Here is a 14,500-nt window from a genome sequence, read left to right on the forward strand (position 1 = left end):
TACTGCACACAATAGTGCGGAGACGGGAGTGACGCTGTGAGCGACAGGTTTTCGATGGAGGGACGGGTCGCGGTCATCACCGGCGGCGGCACCGGTATCGGACGGGCATCGGCGCTGGTGCTGGCCGAGCGCGGTGCCGATGTCGTGCTGGCCGGACGGCGGGAGGAGCCGCTGAAGGCCACGGCCGCCGACGTAGAAGCCCTCGGTCGCCGCGCCATCGCGGTACCCACGGACGTGACGAAGGCCGATCAGTGCCAGGCTCTGGTCGACGCGGCGCTCGGTGAGTTCGGCCGGTTGGACGTGCTGCTGAACAACGCCGGCGGCGGTGAGACGAAGTCGCTGATGAAGTGGACCGATGAGGAATGGCATGAGGTGCTGGAGCTGAACCTGTCCAGCGCCTGGTATCTCTCGCGTGCGGCGGCCAAACCCATGATCGCCCAGGGCAAGGGTGCGATCGTCAACATCTCCTCGGGCGCCAGCCTGTTGGCCATGCCGCAGGCGCCGGTGTACGCCGCGGCCAAGGCGGGGCTCAACAACCTGACCGGGTCCATGGCGGCCGCGTGGACCAGGAAGGGCGTGCGGGTCAACTGCATCGCCTGTGGCGCCATCCGCACCCCCGGACTGGAGGCCGATGCGAAGCGTCAGGGTTTCGACATCGACATGATCGGCCAGACCAACGGATCGGGTCGCATCGCCGAGGCCGACGAGATCGGCTACGGCGTGCTGTTCTTCGCCTCCGACGCCTCGAGTTACTGCTCCGGGCAGACGCTCTACATGCACGGCGGCCCGGGCCCGGCGGGGGTGTGAGCGTGGACATCAGCCATGTGGGCCTGCGGGTACGCGATCTCGAGATGGCCACGAAGTTCTACACGGCACTCGGCTTCACCGAGGTGAAGCGCCTGACGGTCCCCGACCAGATGGCGCAGGGCCTGCTCGGACTGGCGCCGCCCATCGGATTCGAGGCGGTGTATCTGCGCAACGGCGGTGTCGTGCTGCAATTGCTGACCTTCTCGGGCCACCCGGCGCCGGAGGAACCCGAACGCGGAATGGTCGGAGCCGGTTTGACGCATCTGTCCATCGCGGTTGCGGATCTCGCCGCGGCCTGTGACGCGGTGACGGCCGCCGGGGGAGCGGTGGTCGCCGACCCGGGCGGCGGATTCGCCTGTATGGTCCGCGATCCCGACGGTCAACTCCTCGAACTGGTCAACGAACGCGTCCGTCCGGTGCCGGTCACCGAAGCTCGCTGACCAACGCCGCATATCGGTCGAGGAACGGCAATGTCGTCGAGGGGTCGTCGCCGTCGCGTCGGCCGCCACCCACGACCACCCGGGTGAACCCCAGGTCGCGGTAACGGGCGAGGCGGTTCGCCGACGGGTCGCCCCACGCCATGACCGTCAGATCCAGTGTGGCCGGATCCCGGCCGGCATCCTCGGCCCGGACGCGGAAATCGTGCACCGCCGCAGAGAGATCCCGGTAGGCGGCATCGCCGGGCAGCCACCCGTCCGCCCATGACAGGCACTCGCCGATCGCCTTCGGCCCGGTGGCCGCGGCCAGCAGCGGCGGACCGGGCTGCTGCTGCGGCTTGGGATGGCTCCACACCGGGTCGAAGTCGTAGAACTCGCCGTGATGGCACGCCTCGTCCTCGGTCCACAGCACCCTCAGCGCGGCGACCATGTCCGACAGCGCGCGGTACCGGTCCGCCCACGCGATCGAGTTCGTCATCGCGAGCTCGGCGCGCACCCCGACCCCGACCCCCAACAGCACCCGGCCGCCGCTGAATCGGTCCAGTGTCGCGACTTGCTTTGCAAACGTGAATAGTTCGTGTTCCAGGGGGAGCGCGACGGCGGTTCCCAGACGCAGTGTGCTGGTCGCCTGGGCAGCAACCAGCAGCGACAGCAGCGGGTCCCACATCCGCTGCTGTGAGTGCAGCAGTGCCGCCGGCATGGCGCCCGCAGCCGATACCGGTATCTGGGGATGCTCACCGAGCCAGAGGGATTCGAAGCCCCGCTGCTCCAACTCTTTCGCCAGCACACCGGGCGCCAGATCATGCGGGGTGTTGAGGCTGACGAATCCGATGTCCATCGATTCTCCCTGTCGGTGGCTCGTGTGCTGTACGATCGTACAGGTGAGTGAGTTGTATTACGACCCCTACCACGTCGAGATCGATCTGGATCCGTATCCGGTCTACCGGCGGCTGCGCGACGAGGCTCCGCTGTACTACAACGAGAAGCTCGACTTCTGGGGGCTGAGTCGCTTCGCCGACGTCGAATCCGCGCTGCGGGACGTCGAGAACCTGAGTTCGGCCAAGGGCGACATCCTGGAGGTCGTCAAGGCCGAACCCGTGATGCCGGACGGGGTGTTCATCAACGAGGACCCACCGCTGCACACCGTGCACCGGTTGCTCGTCGCACGCGCCTTCACCCCTCGGAAGATGAAGGCGATCGAGGAGCAGATCAGGACGTTCTGCGCGGCCTGTCTGGATCCGCTCACGGGCGGTGACCGCTTCGACTTCACCCTCGACCTGGGGTCGGAGATGCCGATGCGGGTGATCGGCATGCTCGTCGGGATGCCGGACTCGCTGCAGCGCAGCGTCCGCAAGGTCGCCGGCGCGCGGCTGCGCAACAAGCCGGGTGAGCCGTTGCCGGTGAAGAAGGACAACTACTTCAACGGCAACATGTTTCGGGACTACGTCGAATGGCGCAAGGACAATCCGTCCGACGACCTCGTCACCGAACTGCTCAATGTCGAGTTCGAAGATATCGATGGGCAGCGGCGGAAGTTGCGCGAGGAGGAGTTGCTGGTGTTCCTCGGCGTCATCGCCAATGCCGGGACCGAGACAGTGGGGCGCCTGTTCGGCTGGCTCGGCAAGGTGTTGGCCGACCACCCCGACCAGCGCCGCGAGCTCGCGGCGGATCCGTCCCTGATCCCGGGGGCCGTCGAAGAAGTGCTGCGACTCGAACCGCCCGTCCACCACATCGCCCGGTATGTGGCCAAAGACGTGGAGTACCAGGGCGAGACCGTGCCCGCCGGCAGTGCGCTGCTGCTGATGGCCGGCGCGGCGAACCGAGACGAGCGCAGATTCGACGATCCCGACGTGTTCGACATCCGCCGCAACCCGAACCACCTGACGTTCGGCCGTGGCGCCCACTTCTGCCTCGGGGCGTCCCTGGCCCGCATCGAGGGCCGCGTCGCGCTCGAGGAGATCCTGAGACGCTGGCCGGACTGGACGATCGACGAGGAGAACGCGGTTCGCGCCCCCACGTCGACGGTGCGGGGCTGGGACTCGATGCCCGCACTTGTGGGTCAGTAGTCCCAGACGGCGGGCACACAGCGGAACACGTCACCGGCGGTCGCCACCCGGCACACGGACGGGAACGGCAGGTGCGTGGCCACCAGTGACTCGCCGGTGGCTGCCAGCTCGCGCAGGAGCCGGATCCGGACGCGGGCCGCCTCCTCGGGGTCATGCTCGAAACCGTTGTGCCACTGCGGGTTGTCGAATCCCGGCGCGAACACGGCATCGCCGGCGAAGGTCAAGCCCTCGCCGCGCGAGGCGAGTCGCACCACGCTGTGCCCCGGAGTGTGGCCACCGGTACGCGTGACGAGCACTCCCGGCGCAACCTCGTATTCGGTCTCGAACGTCCGCAGCCTGCCGTGATACTCGTCGAGGAAGCGGGCGGCGACAGACCGGAGGACGCCGGGCACCGGCTGCGGCATACAGGTACGGGAGAAGTCGGGCGCCGTCCAGAACTCCGCCTCGCGGGCCGCCAGATGGACGCGCAGATCCGGACGAAGTCGAGCCTGGAGACCCTCGGTGAGCAGCCCGCCGACGTGATCCATGTGCAGATGGGTGAGCACCACGTCGGTCACGGATTCCAGGTCGATGCCCGCGGCCTCCAGTCGGGTCGCGGTCTGGCCGGCCCGCGGGAAGTCGGGGAACTCCACGCCCAGGCCTGCATCGACGAGAATGGTCCGGTCACCGCTGCGGACCACGACGACGTTCAGCGGCCAGTCGAGGACGTCGGGCGGGAGGAACATGTCGTCCAGCCAGCCGGTCAGGTCGGCCGAGTCCACGTTGGTGGCAAGCGTCGAGGCCGTGATGGGGAGCACCCCGTCGCTGATCACCAGCACCTCGATGTCGCCGATCTGCACCGCGTAGCGCGACGGAACCAACTCGTCACGAAGCACGCTCATGTCCTTCTCCTTCAACGTCCGTGGATCGTGTGTCGTCACCCAGAACACCGTGCGCCGCAGCGACTCATCCATGCGTGATCAGATCGCGGCGCCGCCGCCGTCGACGCGCAGGACGGCTCCCGTGACGAAACTCGAGCGCGGCGAGGCCAGGAACAGCACGGCCTGTGCGATCTCCTCCGGTTCGGCGACGCGCCCCAACGGCAGCGCGCGACCGAGTTCTTCGTTGGTCTCGCCCCACTCGGCCGCGACGCCTTCGGTTCTCGTCGGGCCCGGGGCGACGGCGTTGACGCGGACGCCGTGGCTGCCGAACTCGGCGGCCCAGGTGCGGGTCAAGGACTCCAGCGCCGCTTTCGAAGCGCTGTACACCGACGCCGCGGGCACGCCTTTGGCTGCCAGCATCGAGGTGATGTTGACGATGCTTCCGCGTTTGCGGGCGACCATTCCCGGTACCAGTCCGGCGGTCAGGAAATACGACCCGCGCACATTGATGTCGAAGGTGCGCGCGAACGCCGCGGCGTCCTGATCGACGGTCGCCGCACCTGGGAAACTCGCCGCGTTGTTGACCAGCACGTCGATGTCACCAGCCTGCCGCACAAGGGATTCGACGCCTGCGAGATCGGCCATATCGGTTCGGATGAAGCGGATCCGTTCGTGGGAGGCGGCAGCGGTCCCGCCGCGTTCCGGGTCACGGCCGGTGACGATCACCTCGGCGCCGGCGCCGGCCAGAAGGTGGGCGCAGGCCAAGCCGATGCCCGCGGTGCCGCCGGTGACGAGCGCCCGGTAGGTGTGCAGTTCCATGACAGTCCTTTCGTGTGGTCTGACTGCCGGAACCGGCAGGGGCACACGGGGTCATCCGACAGTGACGACCGCCACGGGATGAATCGGCGTCCGGTCGCGGGTTCTGGCGCTCGGAGGCAGTGAACAGGCCGCCTCGACGCACACGAGGGAAGGATGAACATGAGGATCGTCGTCATCGGCGGGACTGGGCGAATCGGATCAAAGGTCGTCCAAGGGCTCATCGAACACGGTCATGACGCGGTCGCCGCCGCACCGTCGACCGGTGTCAACGCCTTCACGGGCGAGGGGTTGGCCGACGTGCTGGCGGGCGCGCGGGTGGTCGTGGACGTGACCAACTCTCCGTCATTCGAAGAGGCGGCCGCCCAGGAGTTCTTCAACGTGGCGACCACCAATCTGCTGACCGCCGAAGCAGAGGCCGGCGTGGCGCACCACGTCGCGTTGTCGGTGGTGGGCACGGAGTTGTTGGCCCGCGAGAGTGGCTACTTCAAGGCGAAACTGGCGCAGGAGAAACTGATCGCCGGCGGACCGGTCCCGTACACGATCGTGCGCGCCACCCAGTTCTTCGAATTCCTCACCACCATCGCCGATTCCGCGACCGTGGACGGTGTCGTGCGGCTGCCGGACGCACCGATCCAGCCGATGGCCTCCGCGAACGTCGCCGAAGCCGTCGTCATCGCAGCGGTGAACGCACCGGTCAACGGGATCACCGAAGTCGGTGGACCGCACAGGTTCCGTCTCCCGGACCTGATCCGAACCGCGCTGACCGCACGCGGTGACGGCCGTGAGGTGGCAACCGACCCCCACGCCCGCTACTGGGGTGTCGCCATCGACGAGCACACACTGGTACCCGGCGACGGGGCAACGCTGTTCGACATCCACTTCGAGGACTGGATCCTGGCCGCAGCGGCCAGGAGTTGACCGGACGGATATGGACGTCTACGAAGCGGTGACGAGCCGGCGGGCAGTGCGTGGATTCACCGACGAGCCGGTGCCCAGAGAGACCCTGGAAAGGGTCCTCGCCGCTGCGTCCTGGTCGCCATCGGGGTCCAACCTGCAGCCGTGGCGCATCTATGTACTGACCGGAGAACCGTTGGCGCGGCTCAAGAAACACGCTGTCGACCGGGTCTCTGCCGGCGTCCCGTGGGATGACCGTGAGTTCGAGATGTACCCTGCCGCACTGGAATCGCCCTACCGCGACCGTCGCCACGACTTCGCCGAACAACGTTACGGCGCCCTCGGTGTCGTCCGCGAAGATTGGGAGGCGCGCCGTCGAGCCGCCATCGGCAACTGGGACTGCTTCGGCGCACCTGCTGCCCTGTTCTGCTACATCGACCGCGGGCTGGGACTGCCGCAATGGGCCGACCTCGGGATGTATTTGCAGACGGTCATGTTGCTCCTGCGTGCAGAAGGGCTGCACAGCTGCCCGCAGATGGCGTGGTCGACCACCCGCCACACCGTCGCCGAGATCGTCGAACCGGACGAGGGGTTGATCCTGTTCTGCGGGATGTCTATCGGATTCGAGGATCGCTCGGTCGGATATGCCCGCACGGGCCGCGCACCGTTGTCTGAGACGGTCACGTTCATCGCCGACAGCTAGACCCCTGACTCGTCCAATCGTTACCATCCACTCTGATCGGTGGACGGTGTGGTGTCATATGGCGAGCCAAGAGCGGGGACGACTGCTGTACGGCCGCGCCGTCGAGACCGCCGCACTGCGGCGGGTGATCGCGGCGGTGCGGACGGGCCGGTCGCAGGTGCTGGTGCTGCGCGGTGAGCCGGGTGCCGGTAAGACCGCCCTGCTCGGCTACCTGCTCGACGAGGCGCCGGGTTGGCGCTGTGTGCACGTGGCGGGCGTCGAATCCGATATGGAACTGGCCTATGCCGGTCTGCACCAGTTGTGCGGGCCCCTGATGGATTACCTCGACGACCTGCCGCCCCCGCAGCGCGATGCGCTCACCGTCGCGTTCGGGCGCGGTGTCGGCCCACCTCCGGAGCGCTTTCTCGTCGGGTTGGCGGTGCTGAGCCTGGTCGCCGCCGCCGTGCACGAGCAACCCCTGTTGTGCGTCGTCGACGACGCGCAGTGGCTGGATCAGGTGTCCGTGCAGACTCTGGGGTTCGTAGCCCGCCGGTTGATGGCAGAACCGGTGGCGCTGGTGTTCGCGGCGCGTAACGAGGGTGCGGATGCACTGACGGGACTGCCCGAGTTGCCCGTTCGTGGGCTCTCCGACGCCGATGCGCGGGAATTGTTGGAACGCGCAATGATCGGCGGCATCGATCCCAGTGTGAGGGACCGGGTGGTGGCCGAAACTCGTGGCAACCCACTGGCATTGCTCGAAGTGCCGCGCAGCTACTCCTCGGCCGAACTGGCCGGTGGCTTCTGGACTGTGGGTGCGATGACATCGCGGACCCGGATCGAGGAGAGCTTCGTCCAGCGCATCCAGGTGCTGCCGGACCGGACCCGCCTGCTGCTGTTGCTCGCGGCCGCCGAACCGGTCGGCGACTCGTCGCTGTTCCTCCGTGCCGCCGCCATGCTGGGCATCGCCGTGGACGCGTTGGCGCCGGCCGAGAGCGCGGGCGTCATCGAATTCGGCCCCCGTATGCGCTTTCACCACCCGTTGATGCGCGCGGCGGCCTACCGCGCCGCCGACCTCGCCGACCGCCGCGCGGTCCACGCGGCACTGGCCGCGGCCACCGACGCCGAATCCGACCCCGACCGCCGGGCCTGGCACGCCGCCAACGCGGTGGCGGGCACCGACGACGCGGTCGCCGCCGAACTCGAGGCCTCGGCGAGCCGGGCCCAGAGTAGGGGCGGCATCGCAGCAGCAGCCGCGTTCATGGAGCGGGCCGCCGTGCTCACCGCCGATCCCGAGCTCCGCGGCAACCGAGCTCTGGCCGCCGCACAGGCGAAAAGGGACTCCGCGGCGACGGCGAAGGCGTACGAACTGTTGACCATCGCCGAAACGGCTCCGCTGTCAGCACTCCAACGTGCCCGCGCCGCGCGTCTGCGTGCCCAGATGGCGTTCGTGCGCAGCCGGGTGGGGGAGAGTGGTGCCCCGGCCGTCGGGGACACCGCGCCGGCGTTACTGGATGCGGCGAAACAGTTCGAGGGCCTCGATGACTTCGCCTCCCGCGAAAGCTATCTCGAGGCTTTCGCCGCGTTGATGTATGCCGGCCGTCTCGCCCAGCCGGGCGCTCTCCTCCATACCGCCGAAGCGGCGCGATCGGCGACAGTGCGGATCTCGGAGCTGCCGCGGGCCGTGGACCTGTTCTTCCGGGGGATCACCGATTGGATCATCGGGGGGATCCGCGGCGGCGAGTACCTGCGCGGCGCGCTGGACACGATGCGCGCGTTGGCGTCCGACGACCCCGGCCAACTGCTGCGGTGGCTGGTGCCGGCCTTTCCGATCCTGCAGGAAGCGGCCGCCCACGAACTGTGGGATGAAGACCTCGTCGACGCACTGTCTGCCGCCGTCGCCGGACAGGCACGTGAAGTCGGCGCCTTGGCCGGCCTCCCGCAGGCGCTGGTGTACCGGGCCGGCGTCCACGTGCTGTTCGGCGAGTTCAACACGGCAGCGACGTTGATCGCCGAGGCGAACTCCATCACGGCGGCGACGACGCACAACGGGCCCGTCCGGTATCACTCCCTCTTGGTCGCCGCGTGGCGGGGCGAGCCGGCGGAGGCCATGCGGCAGATCGATGCGGCCGCCGCTGACGGCGCAGCGCGCGGTGAGGGCCGTGCGATCGGGCTGACCGGGTATGCGACCGCGGTGTTGTACAACGGGCTCGGCCGCTACGAGGAGGCGTTCACCGCTGCCCGCCGGGCCTGTGAATTCGAGGATCGGGGTTTCTACAGCTGGTGCCTGCACGAACTGGTGGAGGCCGCCGCACACCTCGGCGAAACCGATGCCGCACGGCGAGCGGTCAGCCTCATCGAAGAGCGCGCCGGCGCCAGCGGCACCCCGTGGGGGCTCGGTGCGTTGGCCAGTGCGCAGGCCATGTTGGCCGACAACGACGAGGCCGACCGGTTGTTCACCGAAGCGCTCGACCACCTGGGTCGGTCTCGCGTGGCCGTACACCGGGCCCGCACGCACCTCGGCTACGGCGAGTGGCTCAGGCGGATGAACCGGCGCGGTGATGCCCGCCGTCAGCTCAACGAGGCCCATGAGCTGTTCGTCCGGATGGGCGCACAGGCCTACGCCGAGCGGGCACGCAAGGAGCTCATCGCCGTCGGTGAGAAGGTTCGCAAACAGCGGTTGACCTCGGGCGACGAACTGACCGCGCAGGAGGCGCAGATCGCGCGGCTCGCGGCCGACGGGCTGACCAATCAGGAGATCGGTGCCCAGCTGTTCATCAGCGTGCACACCGTCGAATGGCATCTGCGCAAGGTCTTCGTGAAGATGGGGATCACCTCGCGCAGGCAACTGCGCACCGTTGCGTGGTCTCACCAGGGGGTCACTACGGACCATTGACCACGGATGACCAAGGGTCCTCTGGGGGCTCGGGGGCGCCAGTGTTGATCTCACAGCCCGATCGGGCTCGCAGAAATCAACCGGAGGTACTCCCATGAAGGTCATCGAGTCCGAGGACATCGACTGCACCGCCGATCTGAAAGCCCGCTTCGCCGCCGATGTCTGGCCCCTGGTCGATGTGCTGCTCCGCGGCGCGCGCCGCCTGACCCACAACGACGCCGACGCCGAAGACCTGCTTCAGGAAACCCTGGTCCGCGCCTACACCGGATTCCACAACTTCCAGCCGGGCACCAACCTTCAGGCGTGGCTCTTCCGGATCCAGTACAACCAGTGGGTAAGCGCCTACCGGTGGAAGGAGCGCCGCCCCGCGGAGGTGCTGTCCGACGAGATGGCGGACTTTGGTGTGCACCTGTCGACCGGGCTGCGGTCCGCCGAATCCGAGGTGATCGATTCGCTTCCCGACGATGAGGTACGCGAGGCGTTGGGTCAGCTCTCCGAGGGCTTCCGGACCGTGCTGTACTACGCCGACGTCGAGGGCTACACCTACGCCGAAACCGCTGCACTGATGGGCATCCCGATCGGGACGGTGATGTCGCGGGTATCGCGGGCGCGTGTTCAGTTGCGCCGCCTGCTGGCGGACAGTTCCTGTGCACGCGGTCGTTTCGCATCTGGGTCCTCTCAGGCGGCTTGAGATGACCGCGAACTACGACGACGAATGGCAGACTGCCCTCACGGTCGTGCAGTCCGTGCGCCCCGCCGCGGGTCATCCGAGTGGACCGGCATGTCATCCATTACTCCGACGCCAACAACCGCAGCGACGCGCGGAGCCGCTTCCTGGTCACGATGTTCTGCGTGCCCGGTCAGGAGATGCTGGTGTTGGTCGACGACGACGACCTCGCCGCTCGCGCCCACCTGAGGGTCAGCGGGCCCTCACCGGCACGTTGAGCCGGCTGTCGGGACTGTCCACCGGCGCGAATGCCATCGGCCAGGCCGGCTTTCCGTGCTGAGCCACCCAGCACGTCCCGGCCGCGGACATCGGGGCGCCGAGTGCCAGCAGCACCGCGTCGGCGATCATCTCCGGCTCCATCACAGGCACGCCGATGCGTTCCACCAGCGACCGCCGATCGCCGAGCACCCCGGTCTCGGTGATACCCGGGCAGATGGTGTGCACTGCAATGCCTTCGGCGGCGAGGTTCGGGGCGATCGAGCGCATGAACCCGACCACGCCGTGCTTGCCCAGCGAGTAGACCGGGTCGGGATGCCAGGGCATCAACCCTGCCAGAGACGCGGTCGCCAGAATTGCGCGGTCGACGCCGGGGTCGAGTGTCCGCATGGTCCGCACCGCCGCCCGCACCCCGAACACCACACCGTCGACGTTGACGCCGACGGACTTCCGGTACTGAGCCAGGTCGAGGGCGCCGATGTCCCCCGACCAGTCGATGGTGATGCCCGCGTTCAGGAACGCCACGTCCACGCCACCCAACTCCGCGACGCAGGTATCGAACGCCGAGTCGACCTGCTCTGGATCAGTGACGTCACAACGTAATCCGATCCCACCGATCGACTCGGCCACCGCCTCCGTCGCCGGCCCGTCGATATCGAGCACGCACACCCGCATGCCCTCGGCCGCGAGTCGACCGGCGGTCGCGCGGCCGATACCGGACGCACCGCCGGTCACCAGCGCGACGCGTCCCGAGAGTTTCACTCGCTCACCACCGTTCGACGGGCTCGCTGTCGAGCTTCAGCGGACGGATGTAGGAGGCGTCGGTCTTGTCCCACTTTCCCTTGATGAATCCCTTGACCGCGCCCTTGCCCAGGATGGACGAGTCGCCACTGATCATCCACTCGATGGTGCAGCGGCGTAGCGCGATCTTCCAGACGCCATCGCGGCGTTCCAGACGGTCGAGGTAGCGGCCGCCCATCAACGAGACGATTTTGCCGCCCTTGACCCGCATCGCGCCCATCACGTAGCTCTCGGCGTGTGCCTCGTCGCCATCGATCTCGCACGTGTGTGTGGTGATGTTGTGCAGGTGGTCCTCGAACACCGCGGTGTGGGCTTCGTTGGCCCATTCGCCGTACTCGGGGCCGAATTTCACGGTCGGGCCGTGTTCGTCGACCCCGTCCTCGAAGTACACGCTGCCCATCAGCTCGGCATCGTGACGGTCATGCCCGCGTGCCTGGTTCATCACGCAGTCGAGGATCGCGGTGCGGTCCTCGAGGTACTGCACGCGCTTGCGCAACTGTTCGAGTTCGTCGGAGCCGGTCATGGTGCCCTTCCTGGACGGCGATACGAGGTGTTGTACAACTGTATAGCATCGGCTCTTTGCCGGGCAGTGAAACGGCCTCGCGGGGTGGGCGGTGCCATACGATCGTACAAATGGGCAGGCGCATGAAGCCCATCACCAACAGGGGGAAGATGCTCCTGGGACGTCGACGCCATCGCCGACGACCCGGCGACACCGATCCATCGAAAGTCCACGACATCAACACAAGCGCGATCGCTACCGCGTCGAGGGATTCAACCTGACGGTGTCCAGGTGATGAACATCCTGATGCCGGAGAGCAATGAGGAGTTCGAGTATCAACCAGGAACGTTGCGGCAGAAGCTGTTCGGCGGCGTGACGGGCGACATTTCTCCCCGCCATCCGGCCCACGGGTACCGCGGCATGTTCTGCGGCGGGTGGGTCAGCGAGACCTCTTGCGGGTGGCCGGTTTCCGCTTGGGGGCGGGTTCGATCGAATCCAGGTAGCGCTCGAATGCCTCGGTCAGCTCGGCATGCGCGGTCTCGACCCCGACGCCCTTCTCCAGGTTGAGGAATTTCGGCAGGCTGGAGATCAACAGTTGCAGGGCCGGCAGGGACAGATCACCCCATGGCCGGGCGTCCTCACCGAACTTCGCGACGAGGGCGTCCAGCTGAAGCCTGCGCACGCTCTCGGTCACTGCTGCGATCTCGGTGCGAATCGACTTGCGGTGGTTGCCCAACGCCATGAATTCCGTCATCAGCGTTCCGGTGGCCTCATCCCAGCTGTACTCCCACAGGGCGCGCAGCGGATCGTCGGCACGCTTCTCCATGACCTTGTTCAGATACGCCAGGTTGCGTTCCGAATACCGCCGGATCGCGGCGATGAACACGTCGTCGAGGGTGGGGAAGTAGTACTGCACCAAGCTCGGCGTCACACCGGCCTTCGCGGCCAACGCCCGATAGGTGACGCTCGCGTAGCCCTCTTCGAGCATCATCGTCTCGACACAGTCGAGGAGGGTGTCCCGGGTCTTGGACGTTTCAGCGCCGACGCGCCGCGACGAGGTCGCCATGGTCGTATCTTGTCACCAATCATTTCCCAAGGACCGTTGGTGGGATCGGCGTCGACGAAATACTCCGCGGCGGTTCGATTCGCGCGGGCCGAGGGGTTATCCCCAATCCGGAATTCATCCACAGGCCGGATTTCGCGGCTGGCGGAGCGTCGGTGGCGACAGGAATAATCGAATGTATGTTCGATCAAGTGTTCGCGGGGCTGGAGGAGTCCGCGCTTCTTGCTGCGATCGAGCAGTCCGCGCGTGAGGAGGCGCAGGCCGGGGCGCGGAAGTTGGCCGCGATCGCGGAACTGGTGCATCTGACGGTGACCTGTGACGAGGAGTGCGACGGGTGGGTGTATGACTCGTGGGCTGCGGCCGCCTCCGAGGTCGGGGCGGTGTTGAACATCGGCCACAAGCGGGCGTCGGGGCAGATGCGGATCGCGGTCGCGCTGCGTGACCGGTTGCCCAAGGTCGCGGCGCTGTACCTGCAGGGGCGGTTGAGTGCCCGGTTGATCTCCGAGATCAGCTGGCGCACCCGCCTGGTCGACGACGAGCAGGTGCTGGCGCTGGTGGATGCGGCGCTGGCTGAGGCGGCGTTGCGGTGGGGGCCGTTGTCGGAGGCGCGGTTGACCCGGGCCCTCGATGCGGTGATCCACCGGTATGACCGGGATGCGGTGATCCGTGCCAAAGAGACCATCAAGACCCGCGACTTCCATATCGGATCCGGTGATGATCCCGACGAGTTGGTGTTGGTCTGGGGTCAGCTGCTGGGCTGTGACGCCGCGGCGTTGTCGGCGCGGATCACCGCGTTGCTCAAAGGGATCTGCGACAACGATCCGCGCAGCGTGGGTGAGCGGCGCTCGTGTGCGGTGGGCGCCATCGTCCAGGGCCACGACCATCTACCGTGCCGCTGCGGATCACCGGCATGCGCGGCAGCAGCGCCGGAGAAGTCGAATGTGGTGATCTCGGTGATCGCCGATCCGGCCGCGGTCGAGGCGGCCCAGAAGCTGATCGCCGCCGAGGACGAACACCACGCCGCGAAGGACGAGCCCGAACCCGTCCCGTGCCCGCAGGATTCGGGGGTGGCGTTGCTGCCCGGGGTGAAGCTCCTGCCGATCGTGGCGTTGGCCGAGGCGATCCGCGGTGGAGCGGCGATCAAACCGTTGTGGCTGCCCGGCCCGGATCCCGAACCGCACTACCGGCCCTCGGCCAAGCTGGCCGCGTTCGTGCGCGCCCGCGACCTGTTCTGCCGCTTCCCCGGCTGCGACGTGCCCGCCGAGCGCTGCGATATCGACCATGTCGTGCCGTGGCCGTACGGACCCACCCACGCGTCGAACCTGAACTGCAAATGCCGCACCCACCACCTGGGAAAAACGTTCTGGGACGGCTGGCATGACGAACAGCATCCTGACGGCACGGTGACCTGGACAACGCCGACCGGCAAGCGCCACACCACGGTGCCGGGCAGCCGGCTGTTCTTCCCCGAATGGGACACCACCACCGCCGAGTTACCGCCGCTGGCCCAACCGCCCCCGGACCCCGGGCGCACCGCGAAGATGCCCAAGCGACGACGCACCCGCGCCGCCGACAACGCCGCCCGCGTCAAAGCCGAACGCGAACACAACGCCGCCGCACGAGCGATGGCCGACCACGCAGCCAACGCGGACCCACCGCCACCCGCGCCGCACCCCGACTACGGCGACGACCCGCCACCGTTCTGACAGAACTCCGATGACATTGTCGCGATA

At 67.6% G+C, this 14,500-nt stretch carries 15 protein-coding genes; 9 read left to right on the plus strand and 6 right to left on the minus strand.

The window, feature by feature from the left end; translation table 11 throughout:
* Positions 1 to 36: 36 nt before the first annotated feature.
* Together G6N49_RS25935 and G6N49_RS25940 are read left to right on the plus strand one after the other, a co-directional pair.
* Complete coding sequence (locus tag G6N49_RS25935; RefSeq protein WP_011562307.1) at positions 37 to 807, plus strand: SDR family NAD(P)-dependent oxidoreductase; 771 nt, start codon at positions 37 to 39, stop codon at positions 805 to 807.
* A 2-nt stretch (positions 808 to 809) separates the two neighbouring features.
* Positions 810 to 1,247 carry a VOC family protein gene (locus G6N49_RS25940; RefSeq protein ID WP_011562306.1) on the plus strand — a complete coding sequence of 146 codons (438 nt, stop codon included), beginning with the start codon at positions 810 to 812 and terminating at the stop codon, positions 1,245 to 1,247.
* Here G6N49_RS25940 and G6N49_RS25945 read toward each other — a convergent pair.
* Entirely contained in the window at positions 1,231 to 2,082 is an 852-nt protein-coding gene (locus G6N49_RS25945; protein ID WP_011768400.1) for a TIGR03619 family F420-dependent LLM class oxidoreductase, read from the minus strand. The two genes, G6N49_RS25940 and G6N49_RS25945, sit on opposite strands and share 17 nt — an antisense overlap.
* A 43-nt stretch (positions 2,083 to 2,125) precedes the next feature.
* Between G6N49_RS25945 and G6N49_RS25950 the strand changes: the two genes are divergently transcribed.
* The gene (locus tag G6N49_RS25950; RefSeq protein ID WP_083045255.1) at positions 2,126 to 3,310 is read left to right on the plus strand and encodes a cytochrome P450; all 1,185 of its coding nucleotides are present in this window, start codon (positions 2,126 to 2,128) and stop codon (positions 3,308 to 3,310) included.
* Here the strand turns inward: G6N49_RS25950 and G6N49_RS25955 are convergent.
* Positions 3,304 to 4,191 (minus strand): MBL fold metallo-hydrolase, encoded by an 888-nt coding sequence (locus G6N49_RS25955; RefSeq protein WP_179967801.1) that lies wholly within the window; start codon positions 4,189 to 4,191, stop codon positions 3,304 to 3,306. The genes G6N49_RS25950 and G6N49_RS25955 overlap by 7 nt on opposite strands.
* Before the next feature lie 78 nt (positions 4,192 to 4,269).
* Positions 4,270 to 4,989, minus strand: coding sequence for an SDR family NAD(P)-dependent oxidoreductase (locus tag G6N49_RS25960; protein WP_064872991.1), 720 nt, complete (start codon positions 4,987 to 4,989; stop codon positions 4,270 to 4,272).
* A 159-nt stretch (positions 4,990 to 5,148) separates the two neighbouring features.
* Between G6N49_RS25960 and G6N49_RS25965 the strand changes: the two genes are divergently transcribed.
* The 5 genes from G6N49_RS25965 to G6N49_RS29240 all read left to right on the plus strand — a co-directional run bounded on the left by G6N49_RS25965 (position 5,149) and on the right by G6N49_RS29240 (position 10,403).
* On the plus strand, positions 5,149 to 5,907 hold the full coding sequence (locus tag G6N49_RS25965; RefSeq protein WP_041925413.1) for an SDR family oxidoreductase: 759 nt from the start codon (positions 5,149 to 5,151) through the stop codon (positions 5,905 to 5,907).
* Between the two features lie 10 nt (positions 5,908 to 5,917).
* Positions 5,918 to 6,586, plus strand: a complete 669-nt coding sequence (locus G6N49_RS25970) for a nitroreductase (RefSeq protein WP_011562300.1) — start codon at positions 5,918 to 5,920, stop codon at positions 6,584 to 6,586.
* A gap of 58 nt (positions 6,587 to 6,644) precedes the next feature.
* Positions 6,645 to 9,458: a helix-turn-helix transcriptional regulator gene (locus tag G6N49_RS25975; RefSeq protein WP_083045249.1), complete on the plus strand. Its 2,814-nt coding sequence runs from the start codon at positions 6,645 to 6,647 to the stop codon at positions 9,456 to 9,458.
* 94 nt (positions 9,459 to 9,552) lie between these two features.
* Positions 9,553 to 10,149: a sigma-70 family RNA polymerase sigma factor gene (locus G6N49_RS25980; RefSeq protein WP_083045250.1), complete on the plus strand. Its 597-nt coding sequence runs from the start codon at positions 9,553 to 9,555 to the stop codon at positions 10,147 to 10,149.
* An 80-nt stretch (positions 10,150 to 10,229) separates the two neighbouring features.
* Complete coding sequence (locus G6N49_RS29240; protein WP_011857320.1) at positions 10,230 to 10,403, plus strand: cupin domain-containing protein; 174 nt, start codon at positions 10,230 to 10,232, stop codon at positions 10,401 to 10,403.
* Here the strand turns inward: G6N49_RS29240 and G6N49_RS25985 are convergent.
* The 3 genes from G6N49_RS25985 to G6N49_RS25995 all read right to left on the minus strand — a co-directional run bounded on the left by G6N49_RS25985 (position 10,378) and on the right by G6N49_RS25995 (position 12,770).
* Entirely contained in the window at positions 10,378 to 11,163 is a 786-nt protein-coding gene (locus G6N49_RS25985; protein WP_011562296.1) for an SDR family oxidoreductase, read from the minus strand. The two genes, G6N49_RS29240 and G6N49_RS25985, sit on opposite strands and share 26 nt — an antisense overlap.
* 4 nt (positions 11,164 to 11,167) lie before the next feature.
* Positions 11,168 to 11,725 (minus strand): nuclear transport factor 2 family protein, encoded by a 558-nt coding sequence (locus tag G6N49_RS25990; RefSeq protein ID WP_083045251.1) that lies wholly within the window; start codon positions 11,723 to 11,725, stop codon positions 11,168 to 11,170.
* Positions 11,726 to 12,143: 418 nt separating this feature from the next.
* Complete coding sequence (locus G6N49_RS25995; protein WP_011562294.1) at positions 12,144 to 12,770, minus strand: TetR/AcrR family transcriptional regulator; 627 nt, start codon at positions 12,768 to 12,770, stop codon at positions 12,144 to 12,146.
* Positions 12,771 to 12,946: 176 nt separating this feature from the next.
* Here G6N49_RS25995 and G6N49_RS26000 point away from each other — a divergent pair, with 176 nt between their 5' ends.
* The gene (locus tag G6N49_RS26000) at positions 12,947 to 14,473 is read left to right on the plus strand and encodes an HNH endonuclease signature motif containing protein (RefSeq protein WP_163647436.1); all 1,527 of its coding nucleotides are present in this window, start codon (positions 12,947 to 12,949) and stop codon (positions 14,471 to 14,473) included.
* Positions 14,474 to 14,500 lie beyond the last annotated feature (27 nt).

This window comes from Mycolicibacterium monacense, assembly GCF_010731575.1.
GTDB classification, from domain to species: Bacteria; Actinomycetota; Actinomycetes; order Mycobacteriales; family Mycobacteriaceae; genus Mycobacterium; species Mycobacterium monacense.